The organism is Paenibacillus sp. 7523-1, assembly GCF_002276415.1.
Lineage (GTDB): Bacteria > Bacillota > Bacilli > Paenibacillales > Paenibacillaceae > Paenibacillus > Paenibacillus illinoisensis_A.
The window spans coordinates 19,664-33,700 of record NZ_NPBR01000010.1 but is presented as its reverse complement, the minus strand read 5'-3'; the positions used below and the strand labels follow the sequence as shown (position 1 = coordinate 33,700).

Genomic DNA, 14,037 nt, shown 5'->3' with positions numbered 1-14,037 from the left:
GGGTGGCTATTGCTAGTCAACTTCCTTCAACAGTTCTTCCGAATTGTTTTTGACATTCCCCACATCTCTGGACACCTTATAGGCCCTCATTTCAGAAGCCTTATACGGTTTCAGAAGCGCGAGCAGGGAAGGAACGTCGTTAAGGTTTCGATCCAGCCATTCTTCTTCATCCTGTGGACGCAAAATAACCGGCATCCGATTGTGTATGTCTGCCATCAGTTCGTTTGGTTCAGTAGTAATAATGGTGCATGTACTCAATTTGTTTCCTTCGGAATCTGCCCAAGTGTCGTATAATCCAGCGAGCGAGAAGATCTGTTCGTCCTTCAGCAGAATACGGAGAGGCTGATTATGGGTCCCTTCCTTCTTCCACTCATAAAAGCCATTCGTAGGAATAATACAGCGTTTGGAGCTGATGAGGCGTTTAAATGAGGGCTTCGTGTCCAATGTCTCTGCCCGTGCGTTGATCATCTTATTTCCAATCTTGTCATCTTTGGCCCACGTAGGTACAAGGCCCCAGCGGAGGGAACCCAAACGGTTTCCTTGGGTGCTTCCAATGATGGCTGGGATATGCTGCATGGGTGCAGCATTATAATTGGGTTGATATTCGTAGTCATCACTTATGGAAGCCATGTACCTGTCCATTAATTCCTCTAAAGGGTCCGTTATGGTAAATCTGCCGCACATACTCGAGTCACCTCCTAAACTGTCATTACCATATTTAATCATACTATTGAGGGATTAAACACGGTAAAAATTAGATGAGCCGGACGGCTGTCTGATCCTCGCTCAAAACGATCATGGAAGATCCTCCTGAACAGTTTCAAATGCGGGTCTAATCCAGTTGGAAGCAGTACATGATGAGGTGCCTTTTTTTTCGGGTATCCTTGTCTGTCCATGCCATCTCTAGCATCTCGCATATACTATCCTATTCCAACCATAGGAGGTAGATTTCATGAGTCAATTTATTGATGCGAGAACCTCGCAGAATGCCAGCTTGGCTAACTCCATTGCTGTTCCTATTCTTGTGGTAAATACGCCGCAATTGTTTGGACAGATTGGTTTGATAACGACGGCTGGCATGGGAGCGAATCCGCGTGTGCAGATGAAAGGGACGGTATCCATACAGCTTCCATTGGCACTCGTCGGAATCACGATTACGGTTGTACGCGGTACCGCTCCAACGGATCCGATTGTTTACTCCGCAACGTCCACGTTCAACTTGAGCGTTTTGGCACCTCAGGTTATTACGTTCTCCGCGGATGATTACAACCCGCCAGTTCTTCCGCAACTGACGTACACCGCTTTTATCAGCTCGAACTTGCTGGGTACCATTCGTGTAGGTCCTGAGAACTTTGATGGAGCGTTGTACTCCGACTAATCGCGTACCTGCTTGCTTGAAGTTCAATAGAGCTTTTATACGATGACTGAGACTGAAGAAGCTTGGGGTCATCACTGCCTGCCTAATAAGGTAGGCTTTTTTTATCATTGGGGGAGTACTGAAATTCTTGGGTTGTGTCAGGCTTATGATATAATGAAAATCAATGAATTTATGGACAGAAAGCGGGTTTTAGATGACATGATTGAAAATGATGGACAGCGCTTCCGTTTCAGTGAGGCTCCGGTATGGGAATGGCAGCGAGCGTATTATGAGCAGCAAGGGCTGCAGGCCTGGACGGATAATCAGGTTCCGCAATACATTACAAGCAATCCCATGATTGCGACTGCATACGCGGAAATGATCTTTGGCTTCCTTCAAGACTTGGCTGCCAAGGGACAGACATCAGAGACGGTAACCATTCTGGAGTTAGGTGCTGGCGTAGGACGCTTGGCTTTTCAAATTGTGACCAAACTATGCGAGCTCAGGGACTATGCTGCAATAACGCTGCCATCCTTTCGTTATGTAATGACTGATCTTGCTGCTGACAATGTTACGGGGTGGAGGAATCATCCGTCCATGCAACCACTGATCCAACAGGGTTTGCTTGATTTTGCGCAATTTGATGCCATGCAGGACACGGAATTAAATTTGACGGAAGCGGGTACGGTTATTCGCCCGGGTGAGCTGGGTCAGCCAATACTGATTATTGCCAACTACTTCTTTGATAGTATTCCCCAAGAATTGATATATGTTGGTGAAGGGCAGATCTTTGAATGTGATGTTACGATATCGAATGCCGACGTTTCCACGAACCTTCAGCCTAATGAAATGTTGAAAAACATGGAGCTGAGTTATGCGTATCGTCCGGCACCGGAGTACAGTAAACCGGACTTTCCGTATCGCGATCTCATATCACTATACCAGGAAGAACTGGAAGACTCCCATATTTTGTTCCCGGCCGCTGGACTCGCTTGCCTGGAACGGCTGGAGACTTTATCTCAATCCGGGTTTGTGCTTATTACAGCTGATAAAGGGGATCATCGACTGGATCATTGGAAGTTTGCAGAGCCGCCAGAGTTTGTTCTTCATGGCAGCTTTTCATTAACTGCGAACTATCATGCAATTCAACATGTTTTTGAGCAGCGCGGAGCTTATGTTCGTTTTACATCACATCATTACAAAGATCTGAATATCGGATGTATGCTGATGGTAGAAGAGCCAATAAGCTACGTAAATATAAGACTGGCCTATCTGCGAGAGATTGAGCGTTTTGGACCAGACGACTTCTTCAGTATAAAAGAATGGTTCGACCATCAGCTAAGCAGAATGGAACTTAAGCAGCTGTTGCCCTTTTGGCGTTTGGGCAGGTATGATGCCGAATTTTTGATACATAGTGCCCAGAGAATATCTGATCTCCTTCCTGAAGCAAGTGACGAAGAGATGTTGGATATCCAGCATGGAATTCAGAGCATGTGGTCCTCCTATTACACAATGGACCAGATGGGGGATATTGCATTTCTAGCAGGGCAATTATTGAATGAAATGGGGTTGTATGAGGACGCCAAACATTTTCTTGAACTTGCTCTGGAAGCAGATGGAGTGAAGCGCAGTTCGGCAGTATTATACGATTTGGCCGTGTGCTGTTATGAGCTGGAGCTCGAAAACGAAGCCTTGAGTTACACCCGAGAAGTACTTGTGATGGAACCTGATCATGAAGAAGCACGTTCGCTGCTTCAAAGTTTGGAAGGTTGATCGTTATTCTCTTATTCATGAATGGGGGACACATGAAATGAAAATCCTGATTGGACAACCGAAACTGGAGCCATCCCTTAACCAATTGGAAAGGGAACTTAGATCCAACCCTGATGTGGATATTGTGCTGTATCCAGAGGGTTATCTGAATCAGAATGTAGAAGAGGCACGAAGGTTGGCTGCGAAGTATGAAACGATGATTGTGTCCGGGCACCGCAGATTGGATGAGAAACCCAAGGATCGAGCCATCATCATGAATAAGGCTGGAGACATCGTGCTAGAAAAGGCTAAATATACACCTGCCACTACGGTTGAGGAAGCTGGCTGGTTAATCAGTACTTTGTTGTGTGACGAATTGGTACGGCAGGGTTTTTGTAAGGAATTTGATGGGCAGATTCATCTGGTCATGCATTCTATCGGTGTTGGGATGTTCAGTGAGGAGCAATATGCGGAATGGCTCGAGGAGGCAAGGCTGATTGCGATTGCGGAGAAGTGTGTGATCATGGGGACAAGCCATGCTGATGGAGCTTATAGGGACTCAGACATCAGTATTCCAATTGCCTACTGCATCGCTCCAAGTGGCGATATTTTGCTCGAATCGAGAAACGATACCCGGACCCGAATCATTGACCTGAAGTCAGTGGGGACAGGGCAGGACTGGATGGCAGCTGACTTGAATATCAGTGTATTTTGCCTGGAATAGTTAATTTGGATTGGGCGTAGCAGATTGGGGATATGCCCGGTCAATCGAGCTGATATGGCATATGTTATGGCATACCTTGAAATTCAAAGGAGGCCAATCAAATGAGTCAAGTTGGATACGGTTGTAACAATGTTGGTGGAGTAGGATACGGAATGTGTACTTCTACTGCGGCGATTCTGGTACTCTTCATTCTGCTCGTTATCATCACGAAATCGTTCTGGTGTTAATTCGTACCTGTTAACGGAACGGAAGGATCATTCAGGGCTCTGCTGAGATCTCAGCGGGGCCTTTCCTCTGTGATAAGAGAAGTTAGCAATATCAGCGTGCCTTGCATTTGACAAGCGAAAACAATGTGCTTAAAATCACATAAGAGACTAAATTTAAAGATTGAAGGGATCGTAATGCCGTTTATTCGCTTTAGAGGATTCACAGGTCACCAATTGGAGGAAACTGTCCCCCGGATTACGGAGCAGATGGCTCTCATTTGTAATATTCCACGAGAAAGACTGAAGGCAGAGCGTTATGATGTACAAGCTCTCACCCCATCTCCCGCTTCGATTGAAATCCTGATGTTCCAGCGTGATCAGGAAATTCACAATCGCATTGCATCTTCCATCCATGGTATTCTGGCAGACGAAGGCCTTTCTGATGCTCATATTTTCTTCAACATCCTGTCACCGACTTTATATTATAAGCAAGGCAAGCCGCTAACCGATTACCCATTAGATTAGATAATGATTCGACCATGCATATGTTTTTTTAAAAATAGGCTGTTCCACCAATGTTCGGAACAGCCTGGGACGAGCAGGGATCTGCTCGTCTTTTATTTTATTCAAAAATGCCTATGCTCGGATCGAGCTGTGCTGCCGGCGTGCTTGAATGAATCCGGAAGAAAACATAGATGAAAGAATTAGCACGGCTCCTCCGATGAGATAGACCAGCCAGATTCCCGACTCATCCGCAACCCATCCAAACAAGAGGGCAGACACACCGAAGGCTCCAGTCAATAGCAGACCTTCCCGGAGGACATTTCGATTAGGACGTTCAAGATGTCTGAGGTCATCTTTTTTGGCAGTGTCATCCAAGAGTAAACTGATGGCGATCATAAGCGTCAAGCTGGCCCATAACATGGCTGAAGCCGCCCAGAATGTCGTTGAAGCTCCCCAGTGACTGACAACCAAACCGGCTATCGCATATCCAACAATGGTTGCGGTCTGGCTGGAGAAGGATAGCAGGCGTTTTGTTTTTACGAGTTCTTCGTCTTGTACAGCAAGGCGGGGGATGATGGTGTCAAGCACCAGCGACTCCCAGCCCTCCAGAAAGGAAAGAACGGTGATAACGGCCAGTAAGACAGGGATATGTAAAGTCAGGTAAGTAAGTGATATGGCAATGCCGGTGAGTGTTAGCGTCTTTGCTGCGGGAATGCCGATAAGCAGTTTGGCCACAGAGAAACGTCCCACAAGCCAGGAAGAACTTAAGGCGGCTGCAATTCGTGCTGTCATCTGAATGAAAGGAAATAGGGCGGCATAGAGCACCGATCCGGTCTGTTCATAGACCAGTAAAGTGATAACCATGATATATAATACATGAATAAAGGATAGGAGTGTCTTCGCAGCCCAGTATGGGTAGAAAATGATGTTCATGCATAGATGCCCTTTCTAGGTTCATATATATTCAGTACTCGCTGAATAACAATACTAATAGTAAAGGGACGGAGGGCAATGCACCACAAATAAAATTATCATTTTTTGTTCATTGATAGCCCAAAAAGCAGTGATCCAGATGGACAACTGCTTCATAAGTATATGCTCTTCATGCTGATGCAAGTGTAAAAGCAATAATCAGCATCACCAAACTGGTCAAGCGGGTGAACGTCATATAAGGCTTACTGGGTTCGGACTCTCCTCTGGAAATCCATCCATAACGGAGATACCATCCGAATTTGGGAAAACAGAGATTGATAATGCAAAGTGTCATGAAAATAAAAAAGAGGGTTCTCATGCCCAATCTTCCTTCCTTGTTTGCATGACCCGAAATGGAATTAACGACGTCTGCGTCTTGTGAAGAAATACAATACCAGAATAACAATAATAACAATCAACAGAAATTTCATGATGTTTTCCTCCTGACGGATTGGTGTGAGTTAAGCGTATTTTACCCACAAACCACATCATTTGAATAACTGTGTTACAATTAAATATATTGATTTCGGTTGATCCAAGACCCAATTGTTATCATTTTAATTATATATTCATTTGATGCAACGGATCACAAGAAAACAGGAGGGGAAGCATGAGCATCCAAAATAAGCACTCCATACCCATTCAGTGGGAGTTTTTAATATCCAAGCTTAAATCTTCCGTAACTGTGGTCGATGCAACTTTACCAGAGCAACCATTGATATATGTCAATGAACAGTTCACTGCTCTAACAGGATATACCTCCGAAGAAGTGGTTGGACAGAACTGCCGATTCCTTCAGGGCAGGGACACGAATCCCGAAACTATAAGCAAAATTCGTAAGGCGCTTAATCGGCAGGAGTCCATTAAAATTGATATTTTAAATTACACCAAAAGTGGTCAACAATTCTGGAATGAATTGAACATTGATCCCATTTTTGATGATGAAGGACAGTGTCTCTTCTTTGTTGGCATCCAATATGACATTTCTGAACGGAAATATGCCGAGGAACAGCTTCGCAGGGCGGCCAGGATGGCGGAGATGAACAGCAGGGGACACCTGGAGTTTATCGGGAAACTAAATCATGAACTGCGCACACCGCTCAATGGAATTATGGGCATGATCGAGTTAACGAGCATGGGTGAAATCAGTGAGGAGCAAAAAGAATATTTGGACCTTGCTCGTCAGTCTGGTGAAGCTTTGCTGAATATTGTGAACAACAGCCTCGACATGGCGAAGCTGGGGCGCGGTAAGATGCAAGTGGAGCAGGTTGAATTCCAGCCTCTTAAGCTCATTCAACAGATCGTTAGGACGCACGAGCCTGCGGCTGAACAGAAGAAGGTTCAATTGCGCTGCCAGGCCGACATGCAGGTACCGGACGTTTTGGTCGGAGATCCGTTGCGTCTACGTCAGGTACTGGATAACCTGCTGAGCAATGCGATTAAGTTCACGGAGCAAGGTGAAGTGTTACTGCAGCTTGATGTGAAGGAACAACACGGGGACTCCGTTACCTTGTTGTTCTCCGTAAGTGATACGGGAATCGGTATTCCTGAAGAGAAGTTACATCAGTTATTTGAGGCTTTTACCCAGACAGATGTATCTTATGCCCGCAGATTTGGTGGCAGTGGACTGGGATTAACCATCTGTAAGGAACTGCTTGAATTGATGCACGGGGACATTGCTGTGGAGAGCGTACCAGGGCAGGGAACGCACTTCCATGTGACATTACCACTATTACGGGAGCTTGTTATCCCACATGTGGGATAACAAGCGGTTCATAAGAATAAACGGGAAGAAGACAGTTCGGGGTGATGCGGACTGTCTTTTTGGTATTGTTTCACGAACGAACGTTCTGGTATAATGCAAGATGGAACGGGGGAGACAGCATGAAGAGGAAGCGCACAAGGAAGAAGAAAAACAAAGGTTGGAGCAATCTTAAGAAATCGTTTATTACACTGGTAACGCTGGTGGTTCTGGCTGTCTTTGCCTGGTTCGAGGGAGAATTGCCGCTGGATCTGCCATCCCCGTTTAATGGGAGCAGTCAGGGCGTGGATCACACTATCACCTTTCCCTCTGATCGGTATCCGGAGACGGCGAAGCATATCAAGGACGCCATCAAGGCAGGGCACTCGGATGTATGCACGATTGATCGTGAGGGCGCAGACGCCAATCGCGACCTGTCACTCAAGGGTGTACCCGTGAAGAAAGGGAAGGATCGGGATGAGTGGCCCATGGCCATGTGTGCTGAAGGCGGGTTAAATGCAGATATCGAGTACATTACGCCCAAGGACAACCGCGGAGCGGGTTCATGGGTTGGTAATCAGCTGAGTACATATCCGGATGGAACAAGGGTGAAGTTTGTTGTAAAGTAGCTTGAACATTCAAACTCATAGAACAAACCAAAAACCAGACCCGTGAGGGTCTGGTTTTTGGTTTTATTCAGCTATAGAGCTATAGATCTGCAATACTCAACTGCAGGCCCTTCATATGATGGGAACGGATACTCAGTAGGCGGGTAATCTGCTCAACCTCATCAAAAGGAATCCAAAGGTTTCCCTGGACCGTACGCAGGGTAAGAATGGATGAGTCAGCAGAACGCTCGGGAAATCCGGTCACCGTTTGACCGCTGGTGTTGCGAACTACAATTTGTTGATTACGACGAATGGCAATTTCTACCTCTTTTTTCATAAGACATTGCTCCTGGTTATGAGATGGTTGCTTAATATGTCAATAATTTCAATGGTTAATTTGGCTTCTTTATCTAGTCTATCAGAACTAGGTATGGATTTCCAGAAAAGAAATAAATCCTTCAGGTTTAGGTGAATTGACTTATGGAATATAAGTTTTGTTTAAAGCCTTGATGCCAGGACGGATTAACGTTTTGGGTTATAACATGTCCTATTAGGGAGGGAACGGAATGACACAATTATTGGTTGGACTGGTTCAAACGGAGAACGAAGCAATTATCATGCTTAACAAGCTCAGGGAAGCAGGATTGGAAGCGGAAGCGATGGGAGTTGTGGCGAAGGAGCATTTGGATCTTGATTTGATCAGCGAAAAAGCAGGTCTGGACAAACCGTTGAAGGGTGCTGGTACAGATGGTGCATTCGGCGTCTTCAAGGGTGTACTCGCAGCATTGGGAAAACGTATGGACCAGACGATCTCTGCAGGCAAAGCGGTTCGCCGACTGGCTGGCAATGAAATTGGAGGAGAAACGGATGATCTCGTTCTTACTCTGGCAGAAGCAGGTATTGCTGAAGAGGATGCTCAGTATTATGAGCAGTGGCTTCTTCAGGATTACTTTCTTATCGTGGTGGAATGCAGTGAGGAAGATGCTGCCCACATTGCACCGATTGTGAAGGGGGAAGATATATAGAACAGGATTCTTGCAACTTTTTAGTTTAATTTAAGCCTGATTTTAGGTTTCTTTAATGTTGGGGCGGTATTATGATCTCACACCTCCCTTAATATAGATGGTTTATAGAAAGTCCGGGACCGCAACTCGGACTTTCTAGGCACTGCCAGCTGATGCTGGTAGTGCCTTTTCACTTTTTTATGGTAGTTGTATTTTTACAAAAAAATAAATTATATGTTGCATAATGTTCAATCCTATGGTAAGATATTTCTTGTCGCCTCAAGTAATAAAGTAATACATACATATGCCGGGGTGGCGGAATTGGCAGACGCACAGGACTTAAAATCCTGCGGTAGGTGACTACCGTACCGGTTCGATCCCGGTCCTCGGCATCCTTATGAAGAAGATCGCATGACGCTTGTTGAACAAGCTGTCGATGCGATCTTTTTTTATACCCATTTTGAGCTCATGGAATTGAATTTCAGGGCCTTTCGGGTTCATAAACCGAAATTGTACATAATACATATCAGAAGACGTCTAGTTGCCTCAGCCTGTAAGTTAGGAAGACATGTAACGATGGTGTATACTATCCATAGGCATAAATTACCTTTATCTTGCGGAACTCAAGGAAGCAAAATAAATTTCTTTTGATGGAGGATCAGCATATGTTGAAACAACTTCAGCCTTACCAGGTTTTACAGGAACGCAGGATGGAGGAACTGAAATCAGATGGCTACCTGCTTGAACACAAAAAATCAGGTGCCCGAATCGTCGTTTTATCCAACGAGGATGACAATAAAGTATTCAGTATCGGTTTCAGAACACCTCCAAGTGACAATACGGGCGTGCCTCATATTTTAGAGCATTCCGTGCTGTGCGGGTCCAAAAAGTTTCCTGCAAAGGATTCCTTTGTGGAACTGTTGAAGGGTTCACTGAATACCTTCCTGAATGCGATGACGTACCCGGACAAAACAATCTACCCGATCGCAAGCCGCAATGATCATGACTTCCACAACTTGATGGATATTTATCTGGATGCGGTACTGAACACCAATATTTATGAGAACGAGAAAATATTCCTGCAAGAGGGCTGGAACTACAATCTGGCCTCTCCCGAGGATGAATTGACATATAACGGTGTGGTGTACAACGAGATGAAGGGGGCCTTTTCCTCACCGGAGCGAGTTGTACGCAGAGCCGTCCTGAATTCACTTTTCCCGGATACAACCTATTCCTGCGAGTCTGGGGGCATTCCGGATGAGATCACAGATCTGACCTACCAGGGCTTGCTCGATTTCCACACGAAATACTATCATCCTTCGAACAGCTACATATACCTGTACGGTGATATGGATATGGAAGAGAAGTTGAAATGGCTGGATGAAACCTATCTGAACCAGTACGATCGTATCGAGACTGACTCGGAGATTGGGGTACAGGAAGCCTTCAGCGAGCGGGTTGATGTGGTCAAAACCTATTCCGCGGGAAGTACCGAGTCGGAAGTGGATAACAGCTTTCTGACGTATAATGCCGTCATTGGAACCACACACGATCAGGAGCTGAACATTGCTTTTCAGATTTTGCAGTATGCACTTTTGAGTGCACCGGGAGCTGTTCTGAAGCAGGCGCTGCTGGATAAAGGGATTGCCAAAGAAGTCTATGGCTCGTATGACGACAGCTTGTATCAGCCTGTACTGACCATCGGTTTGAAGAAGAGTAACCTGGAGAGCAAGCAGGTATTTTTGGATACAGTGCAGGAAGTGCTCCAGCGTGTGGTGAAGGAAGGAATTGATCCCAAGGCGCTGCTTGCGGGAATTAACTCCTATGAATTCAACCATCGTGAAGCCGATTTTGGAAGAATGCCGAAAGGGCTCATCTATGGCTTCTATACCCTTCAGAGCTGGCTCTATGATGATCAGGCGCCATTTGCACACCTGGAGGCCAATGACGTATTTGCGACGCTGCGAACCAAAATGAATGAAGGATACTTCGAGCAGTTGATTGAGCAGTATTTGCTGCAAAATACACATACCTCATTTGTTGCCGTGACTCCGGATAAAGGGCTGAATCAGCGGAAGGAAGAGGCGCTGCGTACCCGGTTGAAATCCTATCAGTCCAGTCTGAATGAGACCGAAATCGCAGAGTTGGTGCAAAAAACGAAAGAGCTTGCGGATTATCAAAATGAGCCTTCGACCAAAGAACAACAGCAGGTTATTCCGACCTTGTCGATTGAAGATATCGAACCCAAGGCATCCACCCTGTACCAAACCCTGAAGACGGTAGAAGGCACAACGATCCTGCATCACAATCTATACACCAACGGGATTGGTTATCTGAAGCTATTATTTGATGTCAAAGAGATACCGCAGCATCTGCTGCCTTATGCCGGTCTGCTGAAAAGTGTACTCGGTTATGTGGATACGAAGAATTTCTCGTTCAACGAGTTATCCAATGAAATCCATATCCACTCAGGCGGAATCAGTGCAAGCGTAGGTGCGAGTGCTGATGCAAAACAGTATAATGCGTACCGGGCTCACTTCGAATTCGGAGCGAAAGTTCTGTACAGCAAGCTGGGATTTGCGTTTGACATGATCCAAGAGATCATTCTGACTTCCCGGTTCGACGACTCGAAGCGCCTGTATGAGATCATTTCCCAACTGAAGGGACAATTGCAGCGCAGCTTGATCAACAGTGGACATTCGGCAGCGATGGGCAGATCCTCTGCCAAACATTCAGCTGTGGCTGCCTTCCGGGAAGCTGTGAGCGGAATCGCCTTTTACCAATGGCTTGAAGAGCTTCAGGCGAGCTATGATGAGAGAAAAGAAGAGCTTGCTACTCGTCTTCAAGAATTGACAGGCATGATTTTCAGACCTGAACTGCTGCTTGTCAGCTATACCGCAGATGAGAAAGGGTATGAAGGATTGGAGCAGCAGGTGTCTGACCTGAAATCCAAGCTGTATACACATGATGTGGCGAAGGAGCATGCTGAATTCCAAGAGGTTCATCATAATGAGGGCTTCAAGTCACCTTCGGAAGTGCAATATGTTGTTCAGACAGGCAACTTCCTCACCAAGGGCTTCCAGTATACAGGCTCGCTGCGGGTTCTTCAGGGGATCCTGTCTCTTGATTATCTGTGGACGAATATCCGGGCCAAGGGTGGTGCCTACGGCTGCATGAGCGGTTTCCGACGGAATGGAGACAGCTATCTGGCCTCGTACAGAGACCCTAACCTTGAGAAAACGTACAAAGTGTATGAAGACATTCCGCAGTATTTGCGAAATTTCAGAGCGGATGAACGTGAAATGACGCGGTATATTATCGGTGCCATCCAGGATCTGGATACCCCGAGAACACCGTATTCGGAAGGGAACTTCTCACTGGAGTGCTACTTGTCCAACGTTACCGAAGCAGATCTTCAACAGGAGCGTGATGAAGTGCTGGGCACAACGGAAGCTCATATCGTTGATTCGGCTGCCCTCGTATCTGCAATCCTGGAACAAGGAAATCGCTGCGTTGTCGGCAATGAAAGCAAGATCGAAGAGCAAGGCTTCCTGTTCGACGAAACGCTGGATCTGATTAAGTACTAAATGCAGAAGTAGTGCATAGGTTTTCGCAAAATGGATGCATGAACATAAAACGGGTCCCCGGTTGGTTTAGCCATCTGGGGGCTCGTTTTTTTTAGTTTATAGCTCATGAAAATGGCTTAAAGAATAATCAGAGGATACCAGTCAGAGCCTGAGCAGACATGACCCTATAGCACATTTCTGGCCTGCCGCCCGGAGGTATGTTAAAATGATGGATAGTCTAAGAGCCTTGAATCAGGCTCAACACAGGGGCAGCCAGAGGTTTCTGGCAGCACGGGTATGTTTTCATCAGCGAAAGGAGCCCATACATATGTTTGAAAACGATTGGGACACAGTTCTTAGAGAAGAGATTGAATCGGAGTATTTTAACGATATACGTTATGCATTAGCGGGAGAATACAAAACACAAACGGTATATCCATCCAAAGAAAATCTGTTCTCCGCACTCAAACTGACCCCCTATCATCAGGTCAAAGCGGTCATTCTGGGTCAGGATCCATATCACGGAGCTGGACAGGCCCATGGATTAAGTTTTTCGGTCATGCCAGGTGTACGCATTCCGCCTTCACTGCTAAATATATATAAGGAACTTCATGCAGATCTGGAATTGCCAATTCCGAGACACGGGTACTTGGTTCACTGGGCGGAACAAGGTGTATTGCTGCTTAACAATGTACTTACGGTACGCGAGGGCCAGCCGAATTCTCATCAGGGGCTGGGTTGGCAAAAGTTCACTGATGCGGTGATTCGTGCATTGAATGAACGCTCGGAACCGATGGTGTTCATGCTGTGGGGCAGTCATGCACAGAAAAAAGGAGCCTTTATTAACCGGGATAAACATCTGGTGCTGGAATCAACACATCCCAGTCCACTTGCCGCCCATCGTGGTTTTCTGGGCAGTCGGCCATTCTCCAAAGCCAACGACTTCCTGACCTCCAAAGGTATTCAACCGATTGATTGGACTATACCGGAAAACTAGATAAGCGGAGGTGAGGACATTGCGGCATTGGGTTGGACGAAAAGTAGCAGTATATCGGGCAACGGGAATACGGGAGCCACTGAAGGGGACCCTGGTAGAGTGGGATGAAGAAGCAGATTGTGTACGAATCGGACCGAAACGGATCAAGGTGTCGTTCGACAATATCGCAATGATTAGACCTCTCCCTGAAGAGAGCCTTCCTCTGAAGAAAGCACGTTCTGAGGTGCATAAGGTCGGATATGTGATGAAAAAGGCCATTCAGTTTGACAATGCCATCTATTTTAAGTCACAGGTCATGATATGGCGGCGGGCCAAAATTGTAGCCCTGTCCACCACGATTCTTCGTCATGATGAAGATCAGGTCGAGCTTGCAGATGGGCGGTTGCTTCGCAAGGACAAGCATATGTTTGTGGTGCGTTCCAGACGGGGCATACGCTAATATGACTTGTATATTTAATATTCATTTCATGTAAAGATCATATAGATTTAATCTTCGGCCTTTATATTAAATGTAACAACCCCTTCTAAATGATGTGTAATAACATGGGAACCTGGCCGGCTGCAAACGGTCGGGTTTTTTTGTCTCCAGACAATATAAAGGGGTAA

The 14,037-nt window shown here is 46.0% G+C and carries 15 protein-coding genes and 1 tRNA gene; 12 read left to right on the top strand and 4 right to left on the bottom strand.

Annotated elements, in window-relative coordinates:
* Positions 1-12 precede the first annotated feature (12 nt).
* On the bottom strand, positions 13-684 hold the full coding sequence (locus tag CHH60_RS12260; RefSeq protein WP_095359428.1) for an SOS response-associated peptidase: 672 nt from the start codon (positions 682-684) through the stop codon (positions 13-15).
* Positions 685-952: 268 nt separating this feature from the next.
* On the opposite strand from CHH60_RS12260, the gene CHH60_RS12255 reads away from it, so the two are divergent.
* The 5 genes from CHH60_RS12255 (at position 953) to CHH60_RS12235 (ending at position 4,564) form a co-directional block, all read left to right on the top strand.
* On the top strand, positions 953-1,378 hold the full coding sequence (locus CHH60_RS12255; RefSeq protein WP_095359427.1) for a hypothetical protein: 426 nt from the start codon (positions 953-955) through the stop codon (positions 1,376-1,378).
* Positions 1,379-1,576: 198 nt separating this feature from the next.
* Positions 1,577-3,130: a tetratricopeptide repeat protein gene (locus tag CHH60_RS12250; RefSeq protein WP_095359816.1), complete on the top strand. Its 1,554-nt coding sequence runs from the start codon at positions 1,577-1,579 to the stop codon at positions 3,128-3,130.
* Positions 3,131-3,167: 37 nt separating this feature from the next.
* The gene (locus tag CHH60_RS12245; RefSeq protein ID WP_176476047.1) at positions 3,168-3,833 is read left to right on the top strand and encodes a hypothetical protein; all 666 of its coding nucleotides are present in this window, start codon (positions 3,168-3,170) and stop codon (positions 3,831-3,833) included.
* A 101-nt stretch (positions 3,834-3,934) separates the two neighbouring features.
* On the top strand, positions 3,935-4,060 hold the full coding sequence (locus CHH60_RS12240; RefSeq protein WP_095359426.1) for a sporulation protein YjcZ: 126 nt from the start codon (positions 3,935-3,937) through the stop codon (positions 4,058-4,060).
* Between the two features lie 174 nt (positions 4,061-4,234).
* Positions 4,235-4,564, top strand: coding sequence for a DUF1904 family protein (locus tag CHH60_RS12235; RefSeq protein ID WP_095359425.1), 330 nt, complete (start codon positions 4,235-4,237; stop codon positions 4,562-4,564).
* Between the two features lie 111 nt (positions 4,565-4,675).
* Here the strand turns inward: CHH60_RS12235 and CHH60_RS12230 are convergent, their stop codons facing one another.
* Positions 4,676-5,476, bottom strand: coding sequence for a hypothetical protein (locus CHH60_RS12230; protein WP_095359424.1), 801 nt, complete (start codon positions 5,474-5,476; stop codon positions 4,676-4,678).
* 169 nt (positions 5,477-5,645) lie between these two features.
* Positions 5,646-5,834: a DUF6199 family natural product biosynthesis protein gene (locus tag CHH60_RS30520; protein WP_095290179.1), complete on the bottom strand. Its 189-nt coding sequence runs from the start codon at positions 5,832-5,834 to the stop codon at positions 5,646-5,648.
* 291 nt (positions 5,835-6,125) lie between these two features.
* Here CHH60_RS30520 and CHH60_RS12220 point away from each other — a divergent pair, with 291 nt between their 5' ends.
* Both CHH60_RS12220 and CHH60_RS12215 read left to right on the top strand, forming a co-directional pair.
* Positions 6,126-7,280, top strand: a complete 1,155-nt coding sequence (locus CHH60_RS12220) for a sensor histidine kinase (RefSeq protein WP_095359423.1) — start codon at positions 6,126-6,128, stop codon at positions 7,278-7,280.
* A gap of 119 nt (positions 7,281-7,399) precedes the next feature.
* Positions 7,400-7,885, top strand: a complete 486-nt coding sequence (locus CHH60_RS12215) for a NucA/NucB deoxyribonuclease domain-containing protein (RefSeq protein WP_095359815.1) — start codon at positions 7,400-7,402, stop codon at positions 7,883-7,885.
* Between the two features lie 79 nt (positions 7,886-7,964).
* On the opposite strand, the gene CHH60_RS12210 is transcribed toward CHH60_RS12215, so the two are convergent.
* Entirely contained in the window at positions 7,965-8,201 is a 237-nt protein-coding gene (locus CHH60_RS12210; RefSeq protein ID WP_095359422.1) for a hypothetical protein, read from the bottom strand.
* Between the two features lie 229 nt (positions 8,202-8,430).
* On the opposite strand from CHH60_RS12210, the gene CHH60_RS12205 reads away from it, so the two are divergent.
* The 5 genes from CHH60_RS12205 (at position 8,431) to CHH60_RS12185 (ending at position 13,870) form a co-directional block, all read left to right on the top strand.
* Entirely contained in the window at positions 8,431-8,889 is a 459-nt protein-coding gene (locus CHH60_RS12205; RefSeq protein WP_095359421.1) for a general stress protein, read from the top strand.
* 285 nt (positions 8,890-9,174) lie between these two features.
* Positions 9,175-9,260, top strand: a tRNA-Leu gene (locus tag CHH60_RS12200).
* A gap of 273 nt (positions 9,261-9,533) precedes the next feature.
* Positions 9,534-12,455, top strand: a complete 2,922-nt coding sequence (locus CHH60_RS12195; RefSeq protein ID WP_095359420.1) for an insulinase family protein — start codon at positions 9,534-9,536, stop codon at positions 12,453-12,455.
* A 307-nt stretch (positions 12,456-12,762) separates the two neighbouring features.
* Positions 12,763-13,431, top strand: coding sequence for a uracil-DNA glycosylase (ung, locus tag CHH60_RS12190; protein WP_095359419.1), 669 nt, complete (start codon positions 12,763-12,765; stop codon positions 13,429-13,431).
* 19 nt (positions 13,432-13,450) lie between these two features.
* Positions 13,451-13,870 (top strand): hypothetical protein, encoded by a 420-nt coding sequence (locus CHH60_RS12185; protein WP_095290057.1) that lies wholly within the window; start codon positions 13,451-13,453, stop codon positions 13,868-13,870.
* The last annotated feature ends 167 nt before the right edge of the window (positions 13,871-14,037 follow it).

Coding starts and splice junctions, on each gene's coding strand:
- CHH60_RS12220 (WP_095359423.1), top strand. CDS start 6,126: ATGAGCATCCAAAATAAGCACTCCATACCCATTCAGTGGGAGTTTTTA.
- ung (WP_095359419.1), top strand. CDS start 12,763: ATGTTTGAAAACGATTGGGACACAGTTCTTAGAGAAGAGATTGAATCG.
- CHH60_RS12235 (WP_095359425.1), top strand. CDS start 4,235: ATGCCGTTTATTCGCTTTAGAGGATTCACAGGTCACCAATTGGAGGAA.
- CHH60_RS12230 (WP_095359424.1), bottom strand. CDS start 5,476: ATGAACATCATTTTCTACCCATACTGGGCTGCGAAGACACTCCTATCC.
- CHH60_RS12210 (WP_095359422.1), bottom strand. CDS start 8,201: ATGAAAAAAGAGGTAGAAATTGCCATTCGTCGTAATCAACAAATTGTA.
- CHH60_RS12240 (WP_095359426.1), top strand. CDS start 3,935: ATGAGTCAAGTTGGATACGGTTGTAACAATGTTGGTGGAGTAGGATAC.
- CHH60_RS12195 (WP_095359420.1), top strand. CDS start 9,534: ATGTTGAAACAACTTCAGCCTTACCAGGTTTTACAGGAACGCAGGATG.
- CHH60_RS12205 (WP_095359421.1), top strand. CDS start 8,431: ATGACACAATTATTGGTTGGACTGGTTCAAACGGAGAACGAAGCAATT.
- CHH60_RS12260 (WP_095359428.1), bottom strand. CDS start 684: ATGTGCGGCAGATTTACCATAACGGACCCTTTAGAGGAATTAATGGAC.
- CHH60_RS12255 (WP_095359427.1), top strand. CDS start 953: ATGAGTCAATTTATTGATGCGAGAACCTCGCAGAATGCCAGCTTGGCT.
- CHH60_RS12215 (WP_095359815.1), top strand. CDS start 7,400: ATGAAGAGGAAGCGCACAAGGAAGAAGAAAAACAAAGGTTGGAGCAAT.
- CHH60_RS30520 (WP_095290179.1), bottom strand. CDS start 5,834: ATGAGAACCCTCTTTTTTATTTTCATGACACTTTGCATTATCAATCTC.
- CHH60_RS12250 (WP_095359816.1), top strand. CDS start 1,577: ATGATTGAAAATGATGGACAGCGCTTCCGTTTCAGTGAGGCTCCGGTA.
- CHH60_RS12245 (WP_176476047.1), top strand. CDS start 3,168: ATGAAAATCCTGATTGGACAACCGAAACTGGAGCCATCCCTTAACCAA.